Source organism: Microvirga sesbaniae, assembly GCF_025460805.1.
GTDB lineage: Bacteria > Pseudomonadota > Alphaproteobacteria > Rhizobiales > Beijerinckiaceae > Microvirga > Microvirga sesbaniae.
Window position 1 is genome coordinate 1 of record NZ_JAMXFJ010000039.1, and the last position, 19,268, is coordinate 19,268.

Genomic DNA, 19,268 nt, shown 5'->3' on the forward strand with positions numbered 1-19,268 from the left:
CGGGCCGCAGCACCCGCTCGCGCTCCGGCGGCTGGCGCCCTGAGAGTCTGGTCATCCCGCACCTCCCATCAGGTACAGAAGACCCCCACCACTACACTCTACCAGACAGCCGGCTTTGCCGTCCTAGTTTTTTTGATCGCGGACGCAGCGCGCGGCCCATCGAGCTCCTTCGGAGCTGGTATGTTGAAAGCAGATGCACTTGTGGCAATAGCGCAGCCGCCCGTGCCCGCGGGGGCTGGATTAAAAGTCCGGGGCTCCGGATCAGTGGGGATCAAGGTGCGCCGCTATGCTTTTCTCTCCCTAGTTTCTGTCGCAGCGTCATATGTCAAGGCTGGCCTACATGAGATCCTCGGGAACGGCCGCAAATGGCACATTCGCGAAGTAGACCGAATGTCTGCTGTCGAAGGGGACAACAGACATTCCTGTCGCTGAGCGAACATCACTGCCTGACCCGAAGCGGACGTTCGACCGTGAACGAGCAACGTGTGCCGCCTATCGAACGGTTATCCGCGTTACCGCAGTCACTCAGACGGCTCATCAGGCTAGTGGTATCGGCGAGATGCGTTTTGGAAAGTCCACTTCTGCCGCCAAGCGAGACAACTTGTCCGGGTTCTTGACGATGTAGATCGCGGCGATCCCGTCCTCGCGGATGTCGAGTGCGGTTGTCTGAAGCAGGCCGCCTCCATCGAGGCTGACGTAGCCTGGTAGGCCGTCGATGGTGACGACACGAAGCAGCGTCGGCGGCACGGCATCCTTGCGCCGCTGCCCGGCAAAAAGGCGCAGGGCCCGCTCGACGCCCCGGATGACATTGCGGAAGGCAAGGACCTTGCCGCCGCCATCGGTGTGGATCTCGACATTCCTGGCCAGCAGCACTGATAGCGCCGCCACGTCCCCGTCCCGCGCCGCGGCGAAGAAGGCACGGGTGATCCGGTCCGCATCCGCGGGTTCGACGTTGAAACGGGGACGTGCGACCTGCACGTGCTTGCGGGCGCGCGCCGCGAGCTGACGAACCGCGGCCGGCTCGCGGCCGAGGGTGATGGCCACTTCGGTCAGCGGCACGTCGAAGACGTCATGGAGAAGGAAAGCGGCCCGCTCCAGAGGCGACAGACGTTCGAGGGCCAGCATCAACGTGACCGTGACGTCGTCGGCGACCGTCTCGTCCGGCTCCACGGAACCCACGAGAGGATCGGGCAGCCAGGGTCCGACATAGGTTTCCCGCCGCGCCCGCGCGGAGCGGCGTCGGTCGAGGCACAGGCGTGTGACGATGCGGGTTAGGTAGGCGGGAGGCGAATCGATGCCACCCTCCACCCCAACCCACCGCAGCCATGCGTCCTGCACGACGTCCTCCGCCTCGGTGAGCGAGCCCGTCATCCGGTAGGCCAGGCGTGTCAGGCGCCTGCGCTCCGCCTCGAATTCGGTGGTCCGCCGATCGTCCATCGCCACCATCCGCCCCGTTTCCTCGCCGACCATATCCGCTTTCCCGTCGCCCGCGCATCCCGAACCCGAGGATAAGACGATCGGACGTGCCCGGATGTGACATCGGCCGCTTCGAGCGGAAATGCGGAGTGGCATGTCACACCCTGACCGCTTGGCCAGTCATAGCTTCGAACGTCGATCTCCGGCGTTCCGAACATAGGGATGTGTCATGAGCGAGAACAAACGGCTGGTCTGGAACGAGGTGGCGCCGCAGGGTGCGAAGGCCCTTTTCGGCGTCCACCACTACATCACCACGGGCACCGACCTGCCCCACGAACTGATCCACCTCGTCTTCCTGCGTGTTTCGCAGATCAACGGCTGCGCGCACTGCATCGACCTGCACACCCGGGACCTCCTGGAAACGATGCCGATCGAGAAGGTCGTCCTCGTTCCGGTCTGGGCCGAGGTGCCCCACCTGTTTCCCGACAAGTACCGCGCCGCGCTCGCGTGGGCGGAGGAAGTCACGCTCGTCAGCGAGACGCACGCCTCCGACGAGGCCTATGCGGCCGCAAGCGCGGCTTTCGCGCCCAAGGATCTCGTGGACCTCACGATCACGATTGCGGCCATGAACGCGTTCAACCGGCTGGGCGCGCCCTTTCGGCTCCCGGTCAAGGCCAAGGCCTGATCCGCTTCTTTGCATCGTCACGGAACGGCCCCGGCGCCGTTCCGCTTCCGCCATTCACGATCCAACCCATGGCTGTGAGCGTCGGGCTGCGAGACACTGGCCTAACCCTTCAGTCCCACACCGCACACCGGCTACACAGACGGGACCAGTGTCTGCTGCGTGGCCGCTGGACCCGAAAGCCGACAGTCCACATTCTACTCGTAGCCGACCATTAGACGCGAACAGAATTGCTTCTCCAGACATGCCCGGTCAGGTGCTCGCTCAATGCCCACAATTGGCTAGCCATGTCAGGATCGATCGCCCACGGCCGCACTCCCCGGGGTTCCTCAAGATTGTCCGAGGCTACAATCGCGACGTCACAGTCCTCGCAGTAGACCCCGCCCAGTCCCTGAAGCTGCGAACTCGTGGCGCACCACACGCTGGTTGCCGCGCCTTGTTGCGCGTTCTTAATACCGCGGGCAGGATCGATGATAGGGCTGCCATCCTCGTCGAGGGCACCTTGGGCTTGAATCTGCTCGCGTGTCATATGCCTCGACAGATTTGTGAGGATCGCCCCGGGATGGAGGGAGAAGGCCCGAATGCCGTCGGACTCGCCGAGCCGATCCAGCATCAATGCGAAGAGGATATTGGCGGTTTTCGACTGTCCGTAGGCAATCCAGGGATCGTAGGCGCGCCGATCGAAGTTCGGATCGTCCAGATCGATCCCAGAGATCCAATGCCCTCGGGAAGAGACGGCGACGACGCGTGCTCCCTCGGCTCGCCGCAGGGCAGGTGCTAAGCGCACAGTCAGTTGGAAATGTCCAAGATGATTGGTGGAGAGTTGGGACTCGTACCCTCGGCCATCGCGGGCGAGAGGATTGGCCATGATGCCGGCATTGTTGACGAGGATATGAAGCGCCTTGCCTGACGCCAGGAAACGGTCGGCAAAGGCATCGATGGACCCCGGTTCCATCAGGTCAAGCACCTCCAACGATGTGCCAGGCATGTCTGTCAGTGCTTGACGGGCCCGGTCCGGATCGCGTGCTGGCACGATGACACTTGCCCCAGCCGAGACGAGGGCGCGTACGGTCTCCAGGCCGATCCCAGCATAACCGCCAGTCACGATAGCGACCTTGCCGGAAAGGTCACGACCTGCGACGACCTCAATCGCGGTCGTCGACGGGCCGAACCCGGAGTTCAAGGGAGTCTGGAAAGTCATGGGCTTCTCCTTCGCCAAGAGCATGCTCCACCATGGACGGATTTTGAATGCTTGATCGTGCGCCAGTTCTGCGCGATCGTCCGGAAATGAATGATCCCTTGTCCGATATGCTGGCTATGGTCGAGGCGCGAAGCCTCTTGTCCGGCCGTCTCGTTGCCGGTGGCACCTGGGGCGTGCTCTTTCCGCCTCCCGAGAAGATCAAATTCAGCGCTCTCCTGTGGGGCGAGTGTTGGCTCATGATGGAAGGGGCGGCCGATCCCATCCGTCTGGAGGCTGGAGATGTGATTGTCGTCAATGGTCAACGATCCTTCACACTGACCAGCGATGTGGATGTCGACCCCGTCGATGCGAGAGAGTTGTTTCGGGACGCTCCGGATAACGTGGCAAGGATTGGCGTCGGGGACGAGGTGTCCTTGTTCGGCGGGCACATTGCGCTCGATGCCGTGCGTGCAGACCTGCTGATGAATGTGCTGCCACCCCTGATCCATGTCAGATCCGCGAGGTCTGAGGCGGGAGTCCTACGCTGGCTGTTGGAGCAGTTGGTAGGGGAACTGGGCGCTCATCGCCCCGGAGGAGCGCTCGCGTCCTCTCACCTCGCTCAACTGATGTTCGTGCAGGTTCTGCGGGCTTATCTCGCCACCAGCGCCCATTCATCGGACGCCAGTTGGCTTCGGGCCCTGGCTGATGATCAGATCGCCCCAGCCCTGCGTCTGATCCACGCCAACCCCAGTCGCTCCTGGTCGCTGGAGGAACTATCCCGCGCGAGTGCAATGTCCCGAACGACCTTTGCTGCCCGCTTCAAGGAGGTGTCTGGCGTGTCTCCGGTCGCCTACCTGCTGGCTTGGCGCATGCGACTGGCTGAACGTGCACTTCGTCATGGCGACGCGCCGATCGCCTCGGTTGCACTGTCGGTTGGTTACACATCAGAGAGCGCTTTCAGCAATGCCTTCAAGCGCAGCTCAGGGATGTCCCCCAGAAGCTATCGCTCCAGGTTGCGCATGGGACAAACGGACGAAGATGCTCCGGCTTGAAACGGTAGTCGCAAGATCGGACAGCGGCCGTCAGGACAACCGCTACGCCATGTCATGAGGCTCAATGAGCATCATGGAAGTCGAACCGTAGTTTGGATCAGGCGATCAAAGGACGGAATGCTTCCCAAAGACGCTCAGCATTTCCGGTATCGAGCGCATAATGCGCGACGCCCTTCCAATCGTCCGGGCGCTTCATCACGCTTGGAGCCTCGTTGCAGTCCTCGAAATATCGTCCACCGATTCCCTCCAGTAAAGGCGAGGCGGCCAGCAGGACGGACGTGGCAGCGCCCTGCCGCGGTGTCTTCCGGCGCTCGGGCGGCGTCTTCAGGCCACCTGTGTGCCTCTGGAGATTGGTGGCGATCGCGCCAGGGTTCAGGGCATTGGCGACGATGCCGTCATCCGCCCAACGCCGCGTCACCTCCACAGCCAGGAGGGCGCAGGCGGTCTTGGACTGCCCATAAGCCACCAGCGGATCGTAGGGCAGGAAGTTGAAGTGGGGATCGTCAAAGATCACCGGAGCGATCAGGTTCCCGCTTGAGCTGACCGAGACGATACGGGCTCCACTCGCGTCCGCAAGCGCCCGATGGAGACCCACGGTCAGCGCAAAATGCCCAAGGTAATTGGTGGCGAACTGCATCTCCCAGCCCTCGTGGGTGCGCTCGAGTGTGGGAAGGGCCATGATGCCTGCATTGTTGACCAGAATATGCAAGGGGCCGTCCCAGTCGGCTGTGAAAGTGCGAACGCTGCCTTGATCGGACAGGTCAAGGGACCGGACACGAACGCCGGAATTGCCCGTCGAGGAACGGATCGCGGTGGCCGTTGCCTCTCCGGCTTCCAGGTTGCGTACGGCCAGCGTTACTTCGGCTCCGGCATGGGCGAGAGTCCGTGCGGTTTCGATTCCAATGCCGGAGGACGCTCCGGTCACGATGGCACGTTTCCCGGTTAGATCGACGCCAGCAAGGATCTGGTCGGCAGTCGAGTGAAATCCAAACGGTGTCTTGACGGGGCTCATCATTCATTCCCTTGGAAGATAGACATTCACTAGGCTGAAGGTCGCAGTGATGGGCCGGATCCGGCGATCGTAGCGACCGAACCAATCAAAGGCGCCTGTTCGCACCGATGCCTATGAGGAACGTATCCACGCACGCCTCGACATAGTGCCGGATCTCCGCAGCCGATGGCGGTGGGCGAAGACCGAGCACGACCTCAAGATGCACGTTGTTGCGCATCATCGCGACGAATTGTTCGGCTAGGATCTTGGTATGCACGATGTTTTCAGGGAGTTCCCCGCTGTCCCTGGCGGCATCCAAAACTTGAGCCAAGCCGGCGGTTGCCCGGGCCGGACCCTCCTCGAAGAAACGGCGGGCAAGATCCGGGAAGCGGCCGCTCTCGGCAATGACGGTCCGATAGATGCCGACCAGGGCCGGACCTGTGTAGATGTCCAGCACATGCAATCCATAGGCCAGCAAGGCCTCGCGCAGGTCCCGTGGCTGCGCGCGATCCACCTCAAGGCTCGACAGCACGTCCTTCGCGGTTTCGAGCATCAGGGCGATGAACAGTCCCTCCTTGTTCCCGAAGGCGCTGTAGATGTTCCGCTTCGACCCTCCGGCCCGCTTGATGATCGCGTCGATGCTCGTGGCGGCATAGCCGCGCTCGAAGAACAACGCAGCCGCGGCCGCGAGGATCTCATCCTGTCGCGGCGCCCGAGACACCTCAGGTTGGTTCAGATCGCTCATCCGATCTCACATCCTCCGGTTACCTCTTGACTGGTAATGATCGTTACCACATATGTCAATCCGGTACTAATCATTACCGGAGCGGGTCATGACCCTGTCGCCAAAGAAGAAGCTTGTCGGTGTCGCTCTATGCCTGGGTGGCATCGTCGCCGGAGGGGCCATCTTCCTGATCGGAGGCGGCGCGGTCAGCACCGACAATGCCTATGTCCGGACCGACATCACCTCAATCGCGCCGAGGGTCGGCGGCTACGTCAGGGAAGTCGCTGTCTCGGACAACCAGAGCGTGGCGGCCGGCGACATCCTGTTCCGAATCGACGACGAGGATTACCGTGCCAAGGTGGCTCAGGCTGAAGCAAACGTGGCTGCTGCCAGGGCGCGCCTGACAGGCGCGCAGGCCGAGATCGACCTCCAGCAAAGCATGATCCTTCAGGCCGAGGCGCAATACCTGACGGCAACGGCCGAACTGGAGCTGGCCGAGAAAATCAGCGCCAGGCGGCTCAGTCTCGTTCGCACCAACGCCGTCAGCACGGCGCAGGTCGATGAGAGCGAAAGCGCTCTTTCACGGGCGAAGGCCGGATTGGCCGGTGCGGAGGCCGCCACGGAGGCGCAGCGTCGCAGATTGGCGTTGCTTGAGGCTCAACTCCAGGGAGCGCAGGCCGCGTTGAGGCAGGCCGAGGCTTCTCGTGACCTTGCCCGGATCGATCTCGACAACACGATCGTGCGCGCTCCCGTCGCCGGCCGCATCGGCAATCGCCAGATACGCCAAGGCCGTCTCGTCGCACCGGGAGTGAGCCTCCTCGATATCGTGCCGACCCAGGATGTCTGGGTGGTCGCAAACTTCAAGGAGACCCAGTTGCCCCATGTCGCGCCGGGCATGGCCGCTCGGATCAAGGTCGATGGCCTGCCGGATGTTCCCTTGAACGGAAGGGTCGAGAGCATTGCTCCGGGCAGCGGCGCGACCTTCTCGCTCCTCCCGCCCGACAATGCGACCGGTAACTTCGTCCGCGTGGTCCAGCGTGTGCCGGTCAGGATCCGGTTCGAGTCCCATCCGATGCTGGATCGGGTCCTGCCGGGCCTCTCCGCACGCGTGACCATCGATCAGGGTTCAAGCCAATGAGCAGTTCGCGCGATGAACCGGCGTGCGCCCCGCGCGCCATGGCTGGGGTGCTCCTGATGACCGGCATCATCCTTACCGCGTTCGCCGATGCAGTCTCGGGAACACTTCCGGCGCTTGGACGTGCCGACATGTCCGGCGACCTGGCGACAACGCCCGATGAGTTCGCCTGGCTCGACATCGTCCATACCACGGCCAGGATCATGGGATTCGCCGCAGCGCCCTGGCTCGTCTCCCGCGTGCGACCGACCGACGTTGTCGTGGCCGCGAGCCTGATCCTCGCCACGGCCAGCGGCCTTGCTGGGCTGATCATCAATCTGGAAACCCAGGCCATCCTCAGATCGGTCCAGGGTCTTGCCGGCGGCGCACTGCTGGTAGCGGGCCAGAGCATCGTGTTCTGGGTGTTCCCGCGTGCGCATCAACCGCTTCTCCAAGCCGTTTTTGCTGCGGGCGCCGTGGTCGCTCCGGGCACCATCGCTCCGGCGTTCCAGGGCTGGATCATCGATGTATGGTCATGGGAATGGGTGTTTATAACTGTCGTTGCGATCGGTGCCCTGGCCGCAGGATTGATCATCCTCTCCGGCGTCGCCGTCCAGCGTGTGCGTCCAACGCGCCCGTTCGATCTGATTGGGTTCGCGCTGCTCAGCATGGCCGTTCTCCCGTTGACGTTCGTGCTCAGCCAAGGGAGCCGCTGGGATTGGCTGGCCTCGGAGCGCATCGTCCTTGGCCTGACAGCCGCCGTGCTTGCATGCGCAGCGTTCCTGGTCCGACAGCAACGGAGCGGCTCCCAAGCCCTGCTCCAAACCTCTGCATTTGCGACGGAAACCTTCGCTTTTGCCTTTGTGATCAGCTTCGTTGCCGGTGCCGCCCTGTTCGGCAGCGCATTCGTGCTCCCCGCCTTCCTGACGGGCGTTCTGGGATACACTCCCCTGTCGGCAGGGTCCTTGCTCCTGCCGGGGTCTCTTCCATTCCTTGCCGCCCTCATCGTTGCGGCGATCCTGGTCCAAAAGGCGAAGCTGCCGGGACTGGTCCTGGTCCCGATCGGGATCCTGATGGTCATGTCGGCGATGTGGCTGCTCGCGCAATCAAATCTCCAGAGCGGCAGCGGGGACATGACCCTGCCGTTGCAGATCCGGGGATTCGGGCTTGGGCTGATGTTCCTGGCGCTGACCCTGATGGCATTCGGTCAGTTGCGGGGAGCCGAGGTCGCATCGGGGATTGCATTCTTCAACATCGGACGCCAGCTAGGAGGCCTGATGGGCGTCGCCGGTCTCCAGACGCTGATTGACCACCGGGTGGCACTGAGTTCCAGCGTTCTCGGCACATACGTGACCTCGGGTGTGACCGGGGTCAGCGAACGTTTGGCCGCGACAAGTGCCGCCCTCATGGCCCGCGGGCTTGATGCGGCCCCGGCCGCCAATGCCGCGCGTGCACTCCTCAATCGGGCACTAGGACAGCAGGCGTCCATCATTGCCTTCGACACCGCCTTTGCGACGCTGGCGCTGATGTTCATTGCCGCAGTGCCGATCCTCGTGTGTGTGAAGATCGGACTGTCGATCATCGCCCGGCGCGCCCGTCAGCCAGTTGCGGTTTGATGGGATGCGGATGCGCAAACAACCGCTCGACAGCGCAGGTCATGCCGGGCGGTAGGTGAAAATCCGAATGGGATGGGAGATGCCCCTGACGGATTCGGTCCCGAGATAGGCCATGCGGGTTGTGGTACCGCACTCCAAGGCATCCGCCAGATCTCCGGACGCAACGCAGGCGACTCCATGGATCCTGGCTACCTCCTCGAGACGGGCCGCGATATTGATCGGATCCCCGTAGATGCCGATGGACCTCTTGGTATCGCCCTGCTCGCTGATGACCACTTCTCCGCCATGGATCCCGATACGGTATGACGGCATCAGTCCGAAGCGGGCCTGAAATGCATCATGCTGGCTTCGGATCGCCACATCCATGGCGTCGACGGCCCTGAGCACGGCCTCGCGCCTGACCGCCTTGTCCCAGTCCCAGGTCGCTATCAACCCATCTCCCTTGTAGAGATAGACGTCTCCTCCATGGTCGGTCAGCGGCTTGGAGATGTCGAAGAAGAACTTCGCGATGAGGTCGCGTGCCTTAAGCGCCCCGAGATGCTCGGCGATGGCGGTCGATCCGTTGATGTCGAGGAACAGGATGACCTTTCGGGTCAGGACAGGTCGATGATACGTGCCGAGCATGAGGTGGAGCAGGTCAACCATGCCGATGAAATGGATCACGCGGATGATCAGGATGCTGGCGACCGCAAAGCCAAGGAAGACCGGGAGGGCGATGGGCAGGCGCCCGTAGAAGGCCTGGAGTTCGTCCCCGCTACCGTAGATCAGCATGGTCAAGTGGACGCCGACGAGATAGATCGCCCACACCATCAGCGCATAGATCGCCAGATACTTCAGAGGGTGGATCGATCGCATCCAGCGTCCCCGTTTGCCTTGGACGTAGAATTCCTCCAGGCATCCCACCCCGGCTCCCACGATCAAGCCATTGGTCATCCCGCCATGAAAATGCTCTCCGACCGCCACGACGGCGAGGGTCGCCAGCGTCGTGAAGACTACTGTGGCCGTGAGGATGGAGACCAACTTGTTCCGGGCTGTGATCGGCATTGCCATGATGGGTCACTCATGCCTGTGCCTGAGTCAGGCGGCGGCAACGGAGCTGCGCAGCCAGTCCTCAAATCGCGTTCCACCGATCCGCCAGGGCTTGCTTGAGACAAGCTCCTCGTTTCCGAGCCGCGTGCCTAGGTATTCCGCAGCTCCGTCCGGGACGATGCCTCTGGGATCTTCATCCGCCGCCATGATCTGCGCAGCCAAGTCCGTGAGCCGCAAACTCTCCGGCCCCACGACTTCGATGATCTCGCCGAATGGCGGGCCAAGCGCCGCACAGACAAGAGCATCGGCCACATCATCCGCGGCAATCGCCTGCATGTGGACGGGAGGGAGACGTAAGCGATCGCTTCGAGCCCCATCTCCGATGATGGCGTAAAGAGATTCGAAGAACGGAGCCGAACGTAGGATCGTATAGTTCTCACCCGAGGTCCTGATAGCGTCCTCCTGCATCAGCTTTGCCAGATAATAGGCGTTCAGCGCCAGACGATCCGCCCCGAGCACGGACAAGGCAATGTAGTGCGTCACCCCAACAGCTCGGTTGACCCGCGAGATGTTTATTTCGGCTGTTACGAAGAACGCGGACATCTCGGATGGATTGGGGAATCGAGCGTCTATGGTGTTGATCACGATCTCGGCGCCTGTCAGGGCCGATGAGAGGCCAACGCCTGTCAATACGTTGACCCCGTGCCCCCTGGACAGCGCGCTCACCTGATGTCCAAGGCGTTGCAGTTGGCCAACGACCTTCGAACCGATCAGTCCCGTTCCTCCGATCACGGCGATTTTCATTGTCTCCTCCCCAAGGCGTTCGGTGGGCATCTTTCCCTCGGCGGGCCGCGGGGTGTCGCTCAGGCGTTTCAATCGGTCGCCGCCAGGATAGGTCCGGCCGCAGGGGATTCCTGCCGTCCGTTGCATGGCAGTCGCAGGGTCACGGTCGTGCCTGTGCTGAGGCTGCTCTGGATGTCGACGCTCCCGTCGACCTCGAGGGCGAAACTCCTGACCATCGAGAGGCCGAAGCCGCCAAGCCCGCCATCCTTCGTGGAGAAGCAAGGGTCGAATGCTCGCGCCATTGTCTGCTCGCTCATCCCTAGGCCCGTGTCCGTGACACGGATGATGACGGCAGCCCCCAAGGCGTAATCCTCCGCGACCGCCGAGATCGAGATTGTCCCGCCGTCGGGCATGGCATCGCGAGCGTTGAAGATTAGGTTCAAGACGGCATTTTGCAGGCCAATCCGATCACACAAAACCGCCGGAAGATCGGAGCCGATCAGGAGATCGAGCCTAATGTTAGGTCTCCAGGATGGCTGGATCAGAACCTCGAACTCATTCAGGAACAGGGCCACATCGACGAGATCCAATGCCTTGCCCGCAGCGCGGGCCATGCTCATGGTCTGCCGGATGAGGGCACCAGCCTGCTCGAGGGATGTCGTCGCACCGGCAACCGCCCGTACGGTCGATGGATCGGAAGCATCGCCCAGCCGGCTTGCTACGACACTCACCGCCGACGTTGCGATCTGGATCAGGTTGCCGAGGTCATGCACCACGCCGGGCGGGATCGGTGTGAGGCTCGAATCCTGACTTCGGTGGACCTCGGAAGACCCTGCCCGGTACGCATCACGCACTTCAAGTGTCGTTGGCGACATGGTTCCCTCCTGTCGACGTCAGTGATTGCTAGTCCTCTTGACTCACTTCTGGCTGTGTTTCGTGCTTCTCTTGCTCACGGTTTCCTAGTGCAGATCGGCCTTGTCTAGGCCGTACAGCTTGTCGGCCGAGCCCGGCTCGGCACGGAAGGCGATGCTGGCCCGATTCCAGGCGTTGATCGCCATGACGGCGAACGTCAGATCCGAGATCTCCTTCTCGGAGAACTGACCACGGACCTCTGTGTAAAGGTCGTCCGGCACACCCTGCGCGGGCAGGCGGGTGACCGCCTCCGCCCAGGCAAGCGCTGCTCGCTCCCGCGCGTCGAAGAGCGACGACTCGTGCCAGATGGACAGATGGTGAATGCGCAGTTCCCGCTCGCCATGGATTCGCGCTTCCTTGATGTGCATGTCGAGGCAGAAGGCGCAGCCGTTGATCTGCGAGGTTCGGATCTCGACGAGGGAAAGGATCCGCTTGTCGATCGCGCCGGACTTCACGGCACCGGAGAATTCCGCCAGCTTCTTGAAGAGCTCGGGCGATTGGTGGGCATAATTCAGACGCTGCGTCATATCCGTTGCTCCTCGAACTCAGAAAGTGGACATCGTCCACGACAGACTGAGTGTTCGTTTCCAGTGGGAGTAACCGTCAGTCGGATCGAAGGCCCTTCAATTCCTGTCTGGTATTGTGAGCTCGGTGTCGCCGTCGTCGACGACGAAGACGGCGAGGATCTTCGCCGGCTCAGTCCTGCTCGCGTTCGCACTCACGCCATGGTGGTCGCCGGGCAGTTCAGTCCAATTCTCCCCGACGCGGTAGATCCTGACCGGCCCGCCGTTGATCTTGCTGCTCACCGCACCCTCTATGACCGTTGCATAGATGAGGGCCGATTTCGCATGGGTATGGGCCGGCGATTGACCGCCCGGACCGTACTCGACCAGCACGCCCTTCAGGCTCTTGCCGGGAAGCCCCGGCAGGGCGTGTTCGTAAACCAGAGTGACCTTGGCATTCACGGACCCTGCAATCCGGCTAGCCTCACCAGGCTTCCTGGTTTGGGCAATGGCGGCGGAGGCAGCCGACAGCATGCAGAGCGCGACTGCGCCTGTGAGCATCTTCATGGGTTTTCCTCGTGATGGTGTGGTCGCTGCGGCTTTGGTCTCGCCGCAGCGCTATAGTTGGCTTCAGCCTTTGATGAACGAGAGGAGGTCCCGGTTCACCACGTCGGCGTGCGTCGTCGCCATGCCATGGGGGAAGTTCGGGTAAGTCTTCAAGGTACCCTTCTTGAGGAGCTTGATCGACAGTCTCGCACTGTCGTCGACTGGAACGATCTGATCGTCCTCGCCGTGCATGACCAGGGTCGGGACCTCGATGACCTTCAGATCCTCGGTGAAGTCCGTCTCGGAGAACGCCTTGATGCTGTCGTACTGCGCCTTGGCGCCTCCCATCATGCCCTGGCGCCACCAGTTCTGGACAACACCAGGGATGGTCGTCGCGCCCTCGCGATTGAAGCCGTAGAAGGGTCCGGACGGAATCTCGAGGTAGTACTGCGCTCGATCGGCCGCGAGGTTCTTCCGGAAGTCGTCGAAGACGGAAATCGGCAGCCCTCCCGGATTCCTGTCGGTCTTCACCATGAGCGGTGGAACGGCGCCGATCAGCACGAGCTTGGCAACGCGCCCCTTGCCGTGGGCCGCCACATAACGTGTCGCCTCGCCGCCGCCCGTGGAATGGCCGACATGGACTGCATTGCGCAGGTCGAGGTGCTCAAAGACGGCGGCCGCATCGGCCGCATAATGATCCATGTCGTGACCGTCGCTGACCTGGCTCGACCGTCCGTGCCCCCTTCGATCATGGGCCACCACGCGGTAGCCGTGGGACACGAAGAAGAGCAACTGTGCATCCCAATCGTCAGAACTCAGGGGCCAGCCATGGTGGAAAACGATGGGCTGTCCGTTACGCGGTCCCCAGTCCTTGTAGAAGATCTGGACACCATCCTTCGTGGTCACATAGCTCATGGAATCGGCCCTCGATGGGGTGGCGGGATGGCTCGTCATGGCCTGTTGGGCCGTGGCCGCCAGGGGAAAGCCCGCGATGGCGGCAGCTCCCATGCCGGCGGCCAGAAGGTCACGCCGGCCGATGGCGGAAATGTCTTGATGGGATTGGTGTGGCATTGGGATCTCCTCGATGCCTTCTGGCCAGTGCGGCCCCACCTGACCGCTCCGACGGGTGTGCGCAGACGCAACGCGGTGGATGCAGCAACCCTGGCATGGGCCCTGGCTGAAATCCTTGCAGGGATCGTGGATTTTCCTTGTCAGCCCCTTGGAATTCCGTTCAAGGAGCTGCCATTCAGGTCGTCCCATCCCATTGATGGATCGGAAGAGGTGTGTTCGCTATTCGGGCAAGCCCGCTCGACGGAGGCCGTCCTCGAAGACATCGAGGTCTTCCTGGCGACGGAGATGGACCCAGTTCCTGACACCGGAAAGGCGCAGCTCAGGGCCATGCTGCCTCAGGAGTGCCATCGCCCGAGCAGCCTCCTGGCCTCTCCCGCAAAGCGCATGGCTCGCCGCCAGCAGGCCGATCGCCCGTGGCAGGTCAGGCGCAACCGCGAAGGCCTTTTGTGCCCATGATCCGGCCTCCTCGACACGGCCCTGGAGCATGTGGGCCAGGGAGGACAGGATCGCAATTTCGCGCACTTCCGTCTTGCCTGGATCAATGAGTTGTGCCTGCGAGATGCGCTCCAACGCCTCCTCGTGCCGACCGGCCGACAGTTTCTGTCCCCCGCTCAAGTACCAGGGTTTGGAGAGGTGCGGACTGATGTTCAGCGCCCTGTTCATATGAGTCGAGCAGACGTCGAGATCCTCGCCGAAATGCCCCAGGGCATAGGTGCCCCACGTCAGGGCCCGTCCATCCTCGTTTTCGACCTCGACGGCAAGGCGCGCCAGACGGGCTCCCTCCGCGCTCTCAAGTGCAATGTCATCCATCCAGAAGGATTGCTTGAGCAGGACGTAACACCAGGCTGCGGTGCAATAGGCCATCCCGAACTCGGGATCGAGCTCTATCGCCATGTAGAAAAAGGTCAGCGCCTGGCGCAAGCCCCTGCGACCGCCCCGGTTGAAACAGGCCATGCCCCGGAGATAGTGTTCGTAGGCATCCATGCTTTCCGTCGGCGCATGCATGGCTCTGTTGATTTCGGCCTGCTCCAACTTGGGCATCATCGCCCCAACGACGCTGGTGGCGATGTAGTTCTGGACGTCGATGATGTCGTCCACGACACTGTCGAAGCGGTCAGCCCAGATGTTCCTTCCGGTCACTGCGTCGATCAGGTGCACGCTGACCCTCAATCGATCCGCTGCGCGACGCAGGCTTCCATCGAGCACATAGCGGACGCCGAGTTCGCGCCCGATCTGCTGCACGTTGATCGCTCGGCCCCGATAGCTGAAGCTCGAACTGCGCGCCGCCACGAACAGCCTGCGAACCCGCGTCAACGCCTCGATGATGTCTTCCGTGATACCGTCCGCAAAATATCCTTGAAGGGGATTCTCGCTTAGGTTGGTAAACGGGAGAACAGCGATCGATGGCCTTGCGGGAACCGGGGGGATGCCCGCCAGCGGGTTCCCCGACCCATTGAAGATGGTGGGCATCGGACGTGCATCCAGTTCCGAGACCAGACCGACGAAATGGACGCCCTTGCGCGATACAGTCCTTATGAGACGCTGTTCCTGACCGTTATCGCCCAAGGCGTGGCGCACGGCATTGATGTGGCTGTTGATCGTCGATTCCGATACGATGCGGCCGCCCCAGACGCTTTCCAGCAGGCGGTCCCTGCTGATGACCAGATTGCGGTTTTGTATCAGAACGACGAGCAGATCGAAGGCTTGAGGCGTCATTGGTATCGCCTGCTGACCTCGCTTCAACTCCCGTCGCTCCAAGTCGAGCGTATAGTCCTCAAAGAGAAACCGCATGGCCGTCACCTGATGAGTTCGCCTACCTTCCGGTAAGCTTGTCGCCCAGTCAAAACTGCATAAGGTCTATTGGCCATAGACTTCCGTACAAGCTTTAGTGCATAACATAATACGATTGTTATATTGTTAGTTTTGTGATCCGATGTTCGGTGCACTTGCGCGAAAATGTTGCCCTCAGATTGGAAGGTCAGGTTCTGGCACGGAGCCGAAGTAGGCCGAGGGCCCGCAGTTGCAGGGTAAGCGGACCTTCACAAACCAACACTCGCGGGCTAGGCCTGATCTACCTCAGACCATCGTGGGATTAGAGCAAATGCCTGACGGCATCAGTTGCCTCCGGTGGATCTAGGGGCCGATTCTATGCTGCTGCAGCTGGGAGGAGCCCTGCCGTGGGAATTAACTGGCCGGCGGCGCTATTGGGCCTGGGGATCGTCTAGCTGGAGTAGACGGCTATCTCTTGGATCGGATCATCCCAGCCCATCCTTCCCGAGATAGAAATAGAAATATGCAGGAAGTGATCCACCTGCCGTCCCGCTGACTTTATGGACAGCGGAAGTTCAGCGTCGCCTCTTAGTCGGGAGAGTGAGTTCGATGCACCTGTTCATTGAAGCTTCGTCGACACAATATTCAAACGGAGATTTTCGTCCGAGCACCGGTTGGGCGGTGTTCATGTAAAGATCGAGGAGGGGGCCCGCGTGAACTTTCGACGCCTCCTTTCGTAAAGCCTGCCGTGCTTTCTCGGCGATCTGGCCAGCACGGTGTTCTTCCTCAAGACGGTAGCTCAGGTCGGAAGCCAAGCGCGCCGCTTTCCAGAATCCCTCTTCGCTTTCTTGAGCAGCATCCACAGGCTTCCTACCATTCAGATCTGCGTTCGGGAGGAAGGGCCAGTCGGACCATCCAGGGCCCAGGACATCCTGCACACGCCGCTGAAGGTTCTGGACCCGTCGGTTGGCTTGTTCCCGAAGCAGTGCCTGACGGGCCTGTTCATCGGCCACCTTTTGCTGTCGCTCTCTTTCCTTTTGCCTTGCGATATGGCCCGCGAGGGGGAGCCCGAAGACATCCGCGCCCAATAGGGCATTGGATCTCAAGCGCGATTTGAACTTATAGAACTCCGTCTCGAACTGAGAGAACTGCTTGTCGTCGAACCGCACAATCTGACGGATCGAGTATACTCTCCCAGGAAGGGTTTGGCCGGCCCAGTGTTCGAAGGAGAAAGCTTTTGTCTCCTCCTCCGGTAGCGCCGCAAGGATTTCCCCAACTTCCGATCGGATCTGGCGCATCCGGATATCAGGGAGGGCGCGACGGTAACGAGCATTCTGGACCTCGGCGCCAACAAGACGATTGAGGATCCATTGCTTACCGTCGGAAGCGGGAACGAGAATCCCGGCTTTGGCCAGAGAGACGATCCACGAATGAATGGCATCTTGAGGCAGAGCAAAGTCGGTCCCATCCTGGCAGATCGCTTCTGCCTCTGCTTCTGTGAGCCGACTGAAGCGGCGATCAATCCAGCCGCGATCCCTGACCTTCCGAAATACCCCCTGAACGCTAATGAAGGCGCGTTTGCCGCTGGCGGCAATATCGACAATGTCGGCTAAGATGGTGGCCTGCCAATCTTGGGCCGGAACAGTGAAACATCCATAGCCTGGAACTGCAATACCGATTGCCCGCGTGAGGTTGTCTTCAGCAATCCGAGCGACAGCCGGATAGGCGAACACAGTTATGTTGATCTGAGTGCGCGCTTCTATGTACGTGGCGCGTAGCGCGGCAATTCGACGGCCGAATTGTTCGGCTCGTTGCTGACGGAGGGCATCAAGGGCGGCTTGGCCATCCCGGAGCTTTGGATTGTGGAGCCATTTGCGGGGCGCCTTGTCCAGAATGGCCCGTTCGAGCCCTTCACGACTATCGATCTCGTGGGAGATCCCGGAGAGATCAATCTCAATGGCGCTCTGGTTCATTTCCTCGATCTGAGCGATCTTTTCCGGGCCGCATTCATGGGTCACGGCAAATTCTACGAGAAGATCCCGGTCCCCTTTACGGACGATAACGTCTGGGACGATGCTCCCCAGCCTGTTCTCGAGGACCGCGGAGTCGAAATTGTATTTCCTGCCCTCAAAGCCGACCCATCGGTCCTCACCCTCTGTGAGGTCGAGGGTGGGCAGGAATAGGTGGAGCCGCAGGGCGAGAACCTCCTTCGCAAATTTGTGGAGGGCTGTTTCGGGGCCGGTCCTGCAGGGCCGCTCGTTGCCTGAGCTGTGGTGCCCGAAATGGTGATCCTTCACATCGCCTTTCCGTGCGACGAGAGGCGCCCCGCATTCCGGGCATTTGCAATTGCACTGAGTCCCGCGGGGAACCTCCGAGATGTGTGCGATCGATCCGTCGGGTTGCTCCCCAAAGACGAGACTTCTCTTGCCGTCTCCGCACGCGAAGCCTGAAAGGGGCGCCGGCATCATCGGGGGCACAAGTCAGGCGACGGGCAAGTCATAGCGCCAATAAGCCTGGGTCAAATCCCTGCGGCTTGCAAGTCAGCTTCATGCCACAGTCATCCGCGACAACCGCTTAGGCCGGAGAGGGAAAGCGGATGATCAGCCGGAACGCCGGTTCTGGCTGGCTCGTTGTCCGGATCTGATCACCCATAACGAGGATTAGCCTATGCCCCGAGAAGTCACGGATGCGAACGGAATCACATGGACCTGCATCCCAGCGTTCTCCAGCTTGGGACAGGCTCCGGCGAAGTCCACGGCGGCGCAGTCCTCCTAGGCGCATGATATGTGCTAAAGTCATGCCCAAGGCCGTGGACCTGTGCTCTTGCAGCTAGGAGGTGCCTTGCCGCGGGAGCTAACTGGCCGGCGGCGTTATCGGGCGTGGGGCATCGTCTAAGGAATGTGAGGCTACCGGCAGTCTATCTCATGAATCTGGGCAGAGCAGCCGCCAACGCATCAACCGCAAGACGGACTTTCCGTGGCAGTTGAGGCGTCTGCAACCAAAGTGCATGGCAGTCGTATAGAAATCCCGGCTGATCCGGCAACAGCGGGACAAGCGCACCTGCCCGAATGCGCTCACGCACCAGCCATGAAGGAAGCCAGGCCAGCCCCATCCCGCTCGTCACGGCATCGGCAATCGCATCAAGATCATCGAGCCGCAGCCGGCTCTTTGGCGTGATCTCCACCGGAGGCTGGCCATCGCGCGGAAACAGCCACGGCGGAACAGGGCCTGTCCGATGGTAAATGACGGTCTGATGATTGGCCAGATCTTCGAGCCGCTCAGGCCTGCCGTGCCTCTCAAGATAAGATGGAGCGGCACAGACTACCATGGGTTGGCTGGCGACGCGGCGGGCGATCACCCCGGCCTTACTTTCCAAATGGCCGGTTCGGACGGCGAGATCACAGCCATCTTCTGCAAGATCGATGATGCGATCGCTAAATGACAGATCGAGTTCCAGGGTGGGGTATCGCTGTGCGAGCTCCAGTAGGATAGGGGTGACGCAGCGCCGGCCGAAATGCACCGGCATACTGACGCGCAGCTTGCCGCGTGGTTCGGACAGTTGATCGGCTGCGAGGGCATCGGCAGCCTCAACCTCAGCAAGGACCACCCGGCAGCGCTCATAGTAAGCACGACCGAAGTCTGTCAGGCTCTGGCGACGTGTGGTCCGGTTGATGAGGCGCACGCCCAATCGCTCTTCGAGAAACCGGACATGCTTGCCGACCATCGGACCGGAGAGATCGAGCACGTCCGCGGCGGCCGCGAACGAACCCAAATCGACGGCTTTGACAAACACGGCCATGCTCGTCAGGCGATCCATTTTTCAAAACTCCCGGTTTCGACTGTTCTGCATCGGGCGCTCTTTATCGCCGCATCTTCCTC

Annotated in this window: 18 protein-coding genes; 5 read left to right on the forward strand and 13 right to left on the reverse strand. The window is 61.5% G+C overall.

Annotated features, from left to right (window positions below; translation table 11 throughout):
• Nucleotides 1-537: 537 nt before the first annotated feature.
• The gene (gene sigJ, locus OCW50_RS27835; RefSeq protein WP_262299843.1) at nt 538-1,470 is read right to left on the reverse strand and encodes an RNA polymerase sigma factor SigJ; all 933 of its coding nucleotides are present in this window, start codon (nt 1,468-1,470) and stop codon (nt 538-540) included.
• A gap of 175 nt (nt 1,471-1,645) precedes the next feature.
• Between sigJ and OCW50_RS27840 the strand changes: the two genes are divergently transcribed.
• On the forward strand, nt 1,646-2,101 hold the full coding sequence (locus tag OCW50_RS27840) for a carboxymuconolactone decarboxylase family protein (protein WP_262299844.1): 456 nt from the start codon (nt 1,646-1,648) through the stop codon (nt 2,099-2,101).
• A gap of 211 nt (nt 2,102-2,312) precedes the next feature.
• On the opposite strand, the gene OCW50_RS27845 is transcribed toward OCW50_RS27840, so the two are convergent.
• Nucleotides 2,313-3,299, reverse strand: a complete 987-nt coding sequence (locus OCW50_RS27845; protein ID WP_173947537.1) for an oxidoreductase — start codon at nt 3,297-3,299, stop codon at nt 2,313-2,315.
• Nucleotides 3,300-3,346: 47 nt separating this feature from the next.
• Between OCW50_RS27845 and OCW50_RS27850 the strand changes: the two genes are divergently transcribed.
• Nucleotides 3,347-4,330: an AraC family transcriptional regulator gene (locus OCW50_RS27850; RefSeq protein WP_173947536.1), complete on the forward strand. Its 984-nt coding sequence runs from the start codon at nt 3,347-3,349 to the stop codon at nt 4,328-4,330.
• A gap of 97 nt (nt 4,331-4,427) precedes the next feature.
• Here the strand turns inward: OCW50_RS27850 and OCW50_RS27855 are convergent, their stop codons facing one another.
• Nucleotides 4,428-5,342, reverse strand: coding sequence for an SDR family NAD(P)-dependent oxidoreductase (locus OCW50_RS27855; RefSeq protein ID WP_262299845.1), 915 nt, complete (start codon nt 5,340-5,342; stop codon nt 4,428-4,430).
• Between the two features lie 85 nt (nt 5,343-5,427).
• Nucleotides 5,428-6,066: a TetR/AcrR family transcriptional regulator gene (locus tag OCW50_RS27860; RefSeq protein WP_173947534.1), complete on the reverse strand. Its 639-nt coding sequence runs from the start codon at nt 6,064-6,066 to the stop codon at nt 5,428-5,430.
• A gap of 88 nt (nt 6,067-6,154) precedes the next feature.
• Between OCW50_RS27860 and OCW50_RS27865 the strand changes: the two genes are divergently transcribed.
• Together OCW50_RS27865 and OCW50_RS27870 are read left to right on the forward strand one after the other, a co-directional pair.
• Nucleotides 6,155-7,183 (forward strand): HlyD family secretion protein, encoded by a 1,029-nt coding sequence (locus OCW50_RS27865; protein WP_173947533.1) that lies wholly within the window; start codon nt 6,155-6,157, stop codon nt 7,181-7,183.
• 56 nt (nt 7,184-7,239) lie between these two features.
• On the forward strand, nt 7,240-8,775 hold the full coding sequence (locus tag OCW50_RS27870; RefSeq protein ID WP_262299846.1) for an MFS transporter: 1,536 nt from the start codon (nt 7,240-7,242) through the stop codon (nt 8,773-8,775).
• Nucleotides 8,776-8,814: 39 nt separating this feature from the next.
• On the opposite strand, the gene OCW50_RS27875 is transcribed toward OCW50_RS27870, so the two are convergent.
• From OCW50_RS27875 to OCW50_RS27910, 8 genes are all read right to left on the reverse strand, one after another.
• A complete protein-coding gene (locus OCW50_RS27875) occupies nt 8,815-9,825 on the reverse strand; it encodes an adenylate/guanylate cyclase domain-containing protein (protein ID WP_262299847.1) in 1,011 nt (336 codons plus the stop codon).
• A gap of 27 nt (nt 9,826-9,852) precedes the next feature.
• Nucleotides 9,853-10,608, reverse strand: a complete 756-nt coding sequence (locus OCW50_RS27880; protein WP_173947530.1) for an SDR family oxidoreductase — start codon at nt 10,606-10,608, stop codon at nt 9,853-9,855.
• Between the two features lie 68 nt (nt 10,609-10,676).
• Nucleotides 10,677-11,462: a sensor histidine kinase gene (locus OCW50_RS27885; RefSeq protein WP_173947529.1), complete on the reverse strand. Its 786-nt coding sequence runs from the start codon at nt 11,460-11,462 to the stop codon at nt 10,677-10,679.
• A gap of 84 nt (nt 11,463-11,546) precedes the next feature.
• Nucleotides 11,547-12,026, reverse strand: a complete 480-nt coding sequence (locus OCW50_RS27890) for a carboxymuconolactone decarboxylase family protein (protein WP_173947528.1) — start codon at nt 12,024-12,026, stop codon at nt 11,547-11,549.
• Between the two features lie 96 nt (nt 12,027-12,122).
• Complete coding sequence (locus OCW50_RS27895) at nt 12,123-12,569, reverse strand: cupin domain-containing protein (protein WP_173947527.1); 447 nt, start codon at nt 12,567-12,569, stop codon at nt 12,123-12,125.
• 63 nt (nt 12,570-12,632) lie between these two features.
• Complete coding sequence (locus OCW50_RS27900) at nt 12,633-13,463, reverse strand: alpha/beta fold hydrolase (RefSeq protein ID WP_210272112.1); 831 nt, start codon at nt 13,461-13,463, stop codon at nt 12,633-12,635.
• A 375-nt stretch (nt 13,464-13,838) separates the two neighbouring features.
• Nucleotides 13,839-15,410: a winged helix-turn-helix domain-containing tetratricopeptide repeat protein gene (locus OCW50_RS27905; protein ID WP_173947576.1), complete on the reverse strand. Its 1,572-nt coding sequence runs from the start codon at nt 15,408-15,410 to the stop codon at nt 13,839-13,841.
• 554 nt (nt 15,411-15,964) lie between these two features.
• The gene (locus tag OCW50_RS27910) at nt 15,965-17,686 is read right to left on the reverse strand and encodes a hypothetical protein (RefSeq protein ID WP_262299848.1); all 1,722 of its coding nucleotides are present in this window, start codon (nt 17,684-17,686) and stop codon (nt 15,965-15,967) included.
• 520 nt (nt 17,687-18,206) lie between these two features.
• Between OCW50_RS27910 and OCW50_RS27915 the strand changes: the two genes are divergently transcribed.
• A complete protein-coding gene (locus OCW50_RS27915; RefSeq protein WP_262299867.1) occupies nt 18,207-18,284 on the forward strand; it encodes a helix-turn-helix domain-containing protein in 78 nt (25 codons plus the stop codon).
• Nucleotides 18,285-18,306: 22 nt separating this feature from the next.
• Here OCW50_RS27915 and OCW50_RS27920 read toward each other — a convergent pair whose 3' ends face one another.
• On the reverse strand, nt 18,307-19,206 hold the full coding sequence (locus OCW50_RS27920) for a LysR family transcriptional regulator (protein WP_262299849.1): 900 nt from the start codon (nt 19,204-19,206) through the stop codon (nt 18,307-18,309).
• Nucleotides 19,207-19,268: the final 62 nt, after the last annotated feature.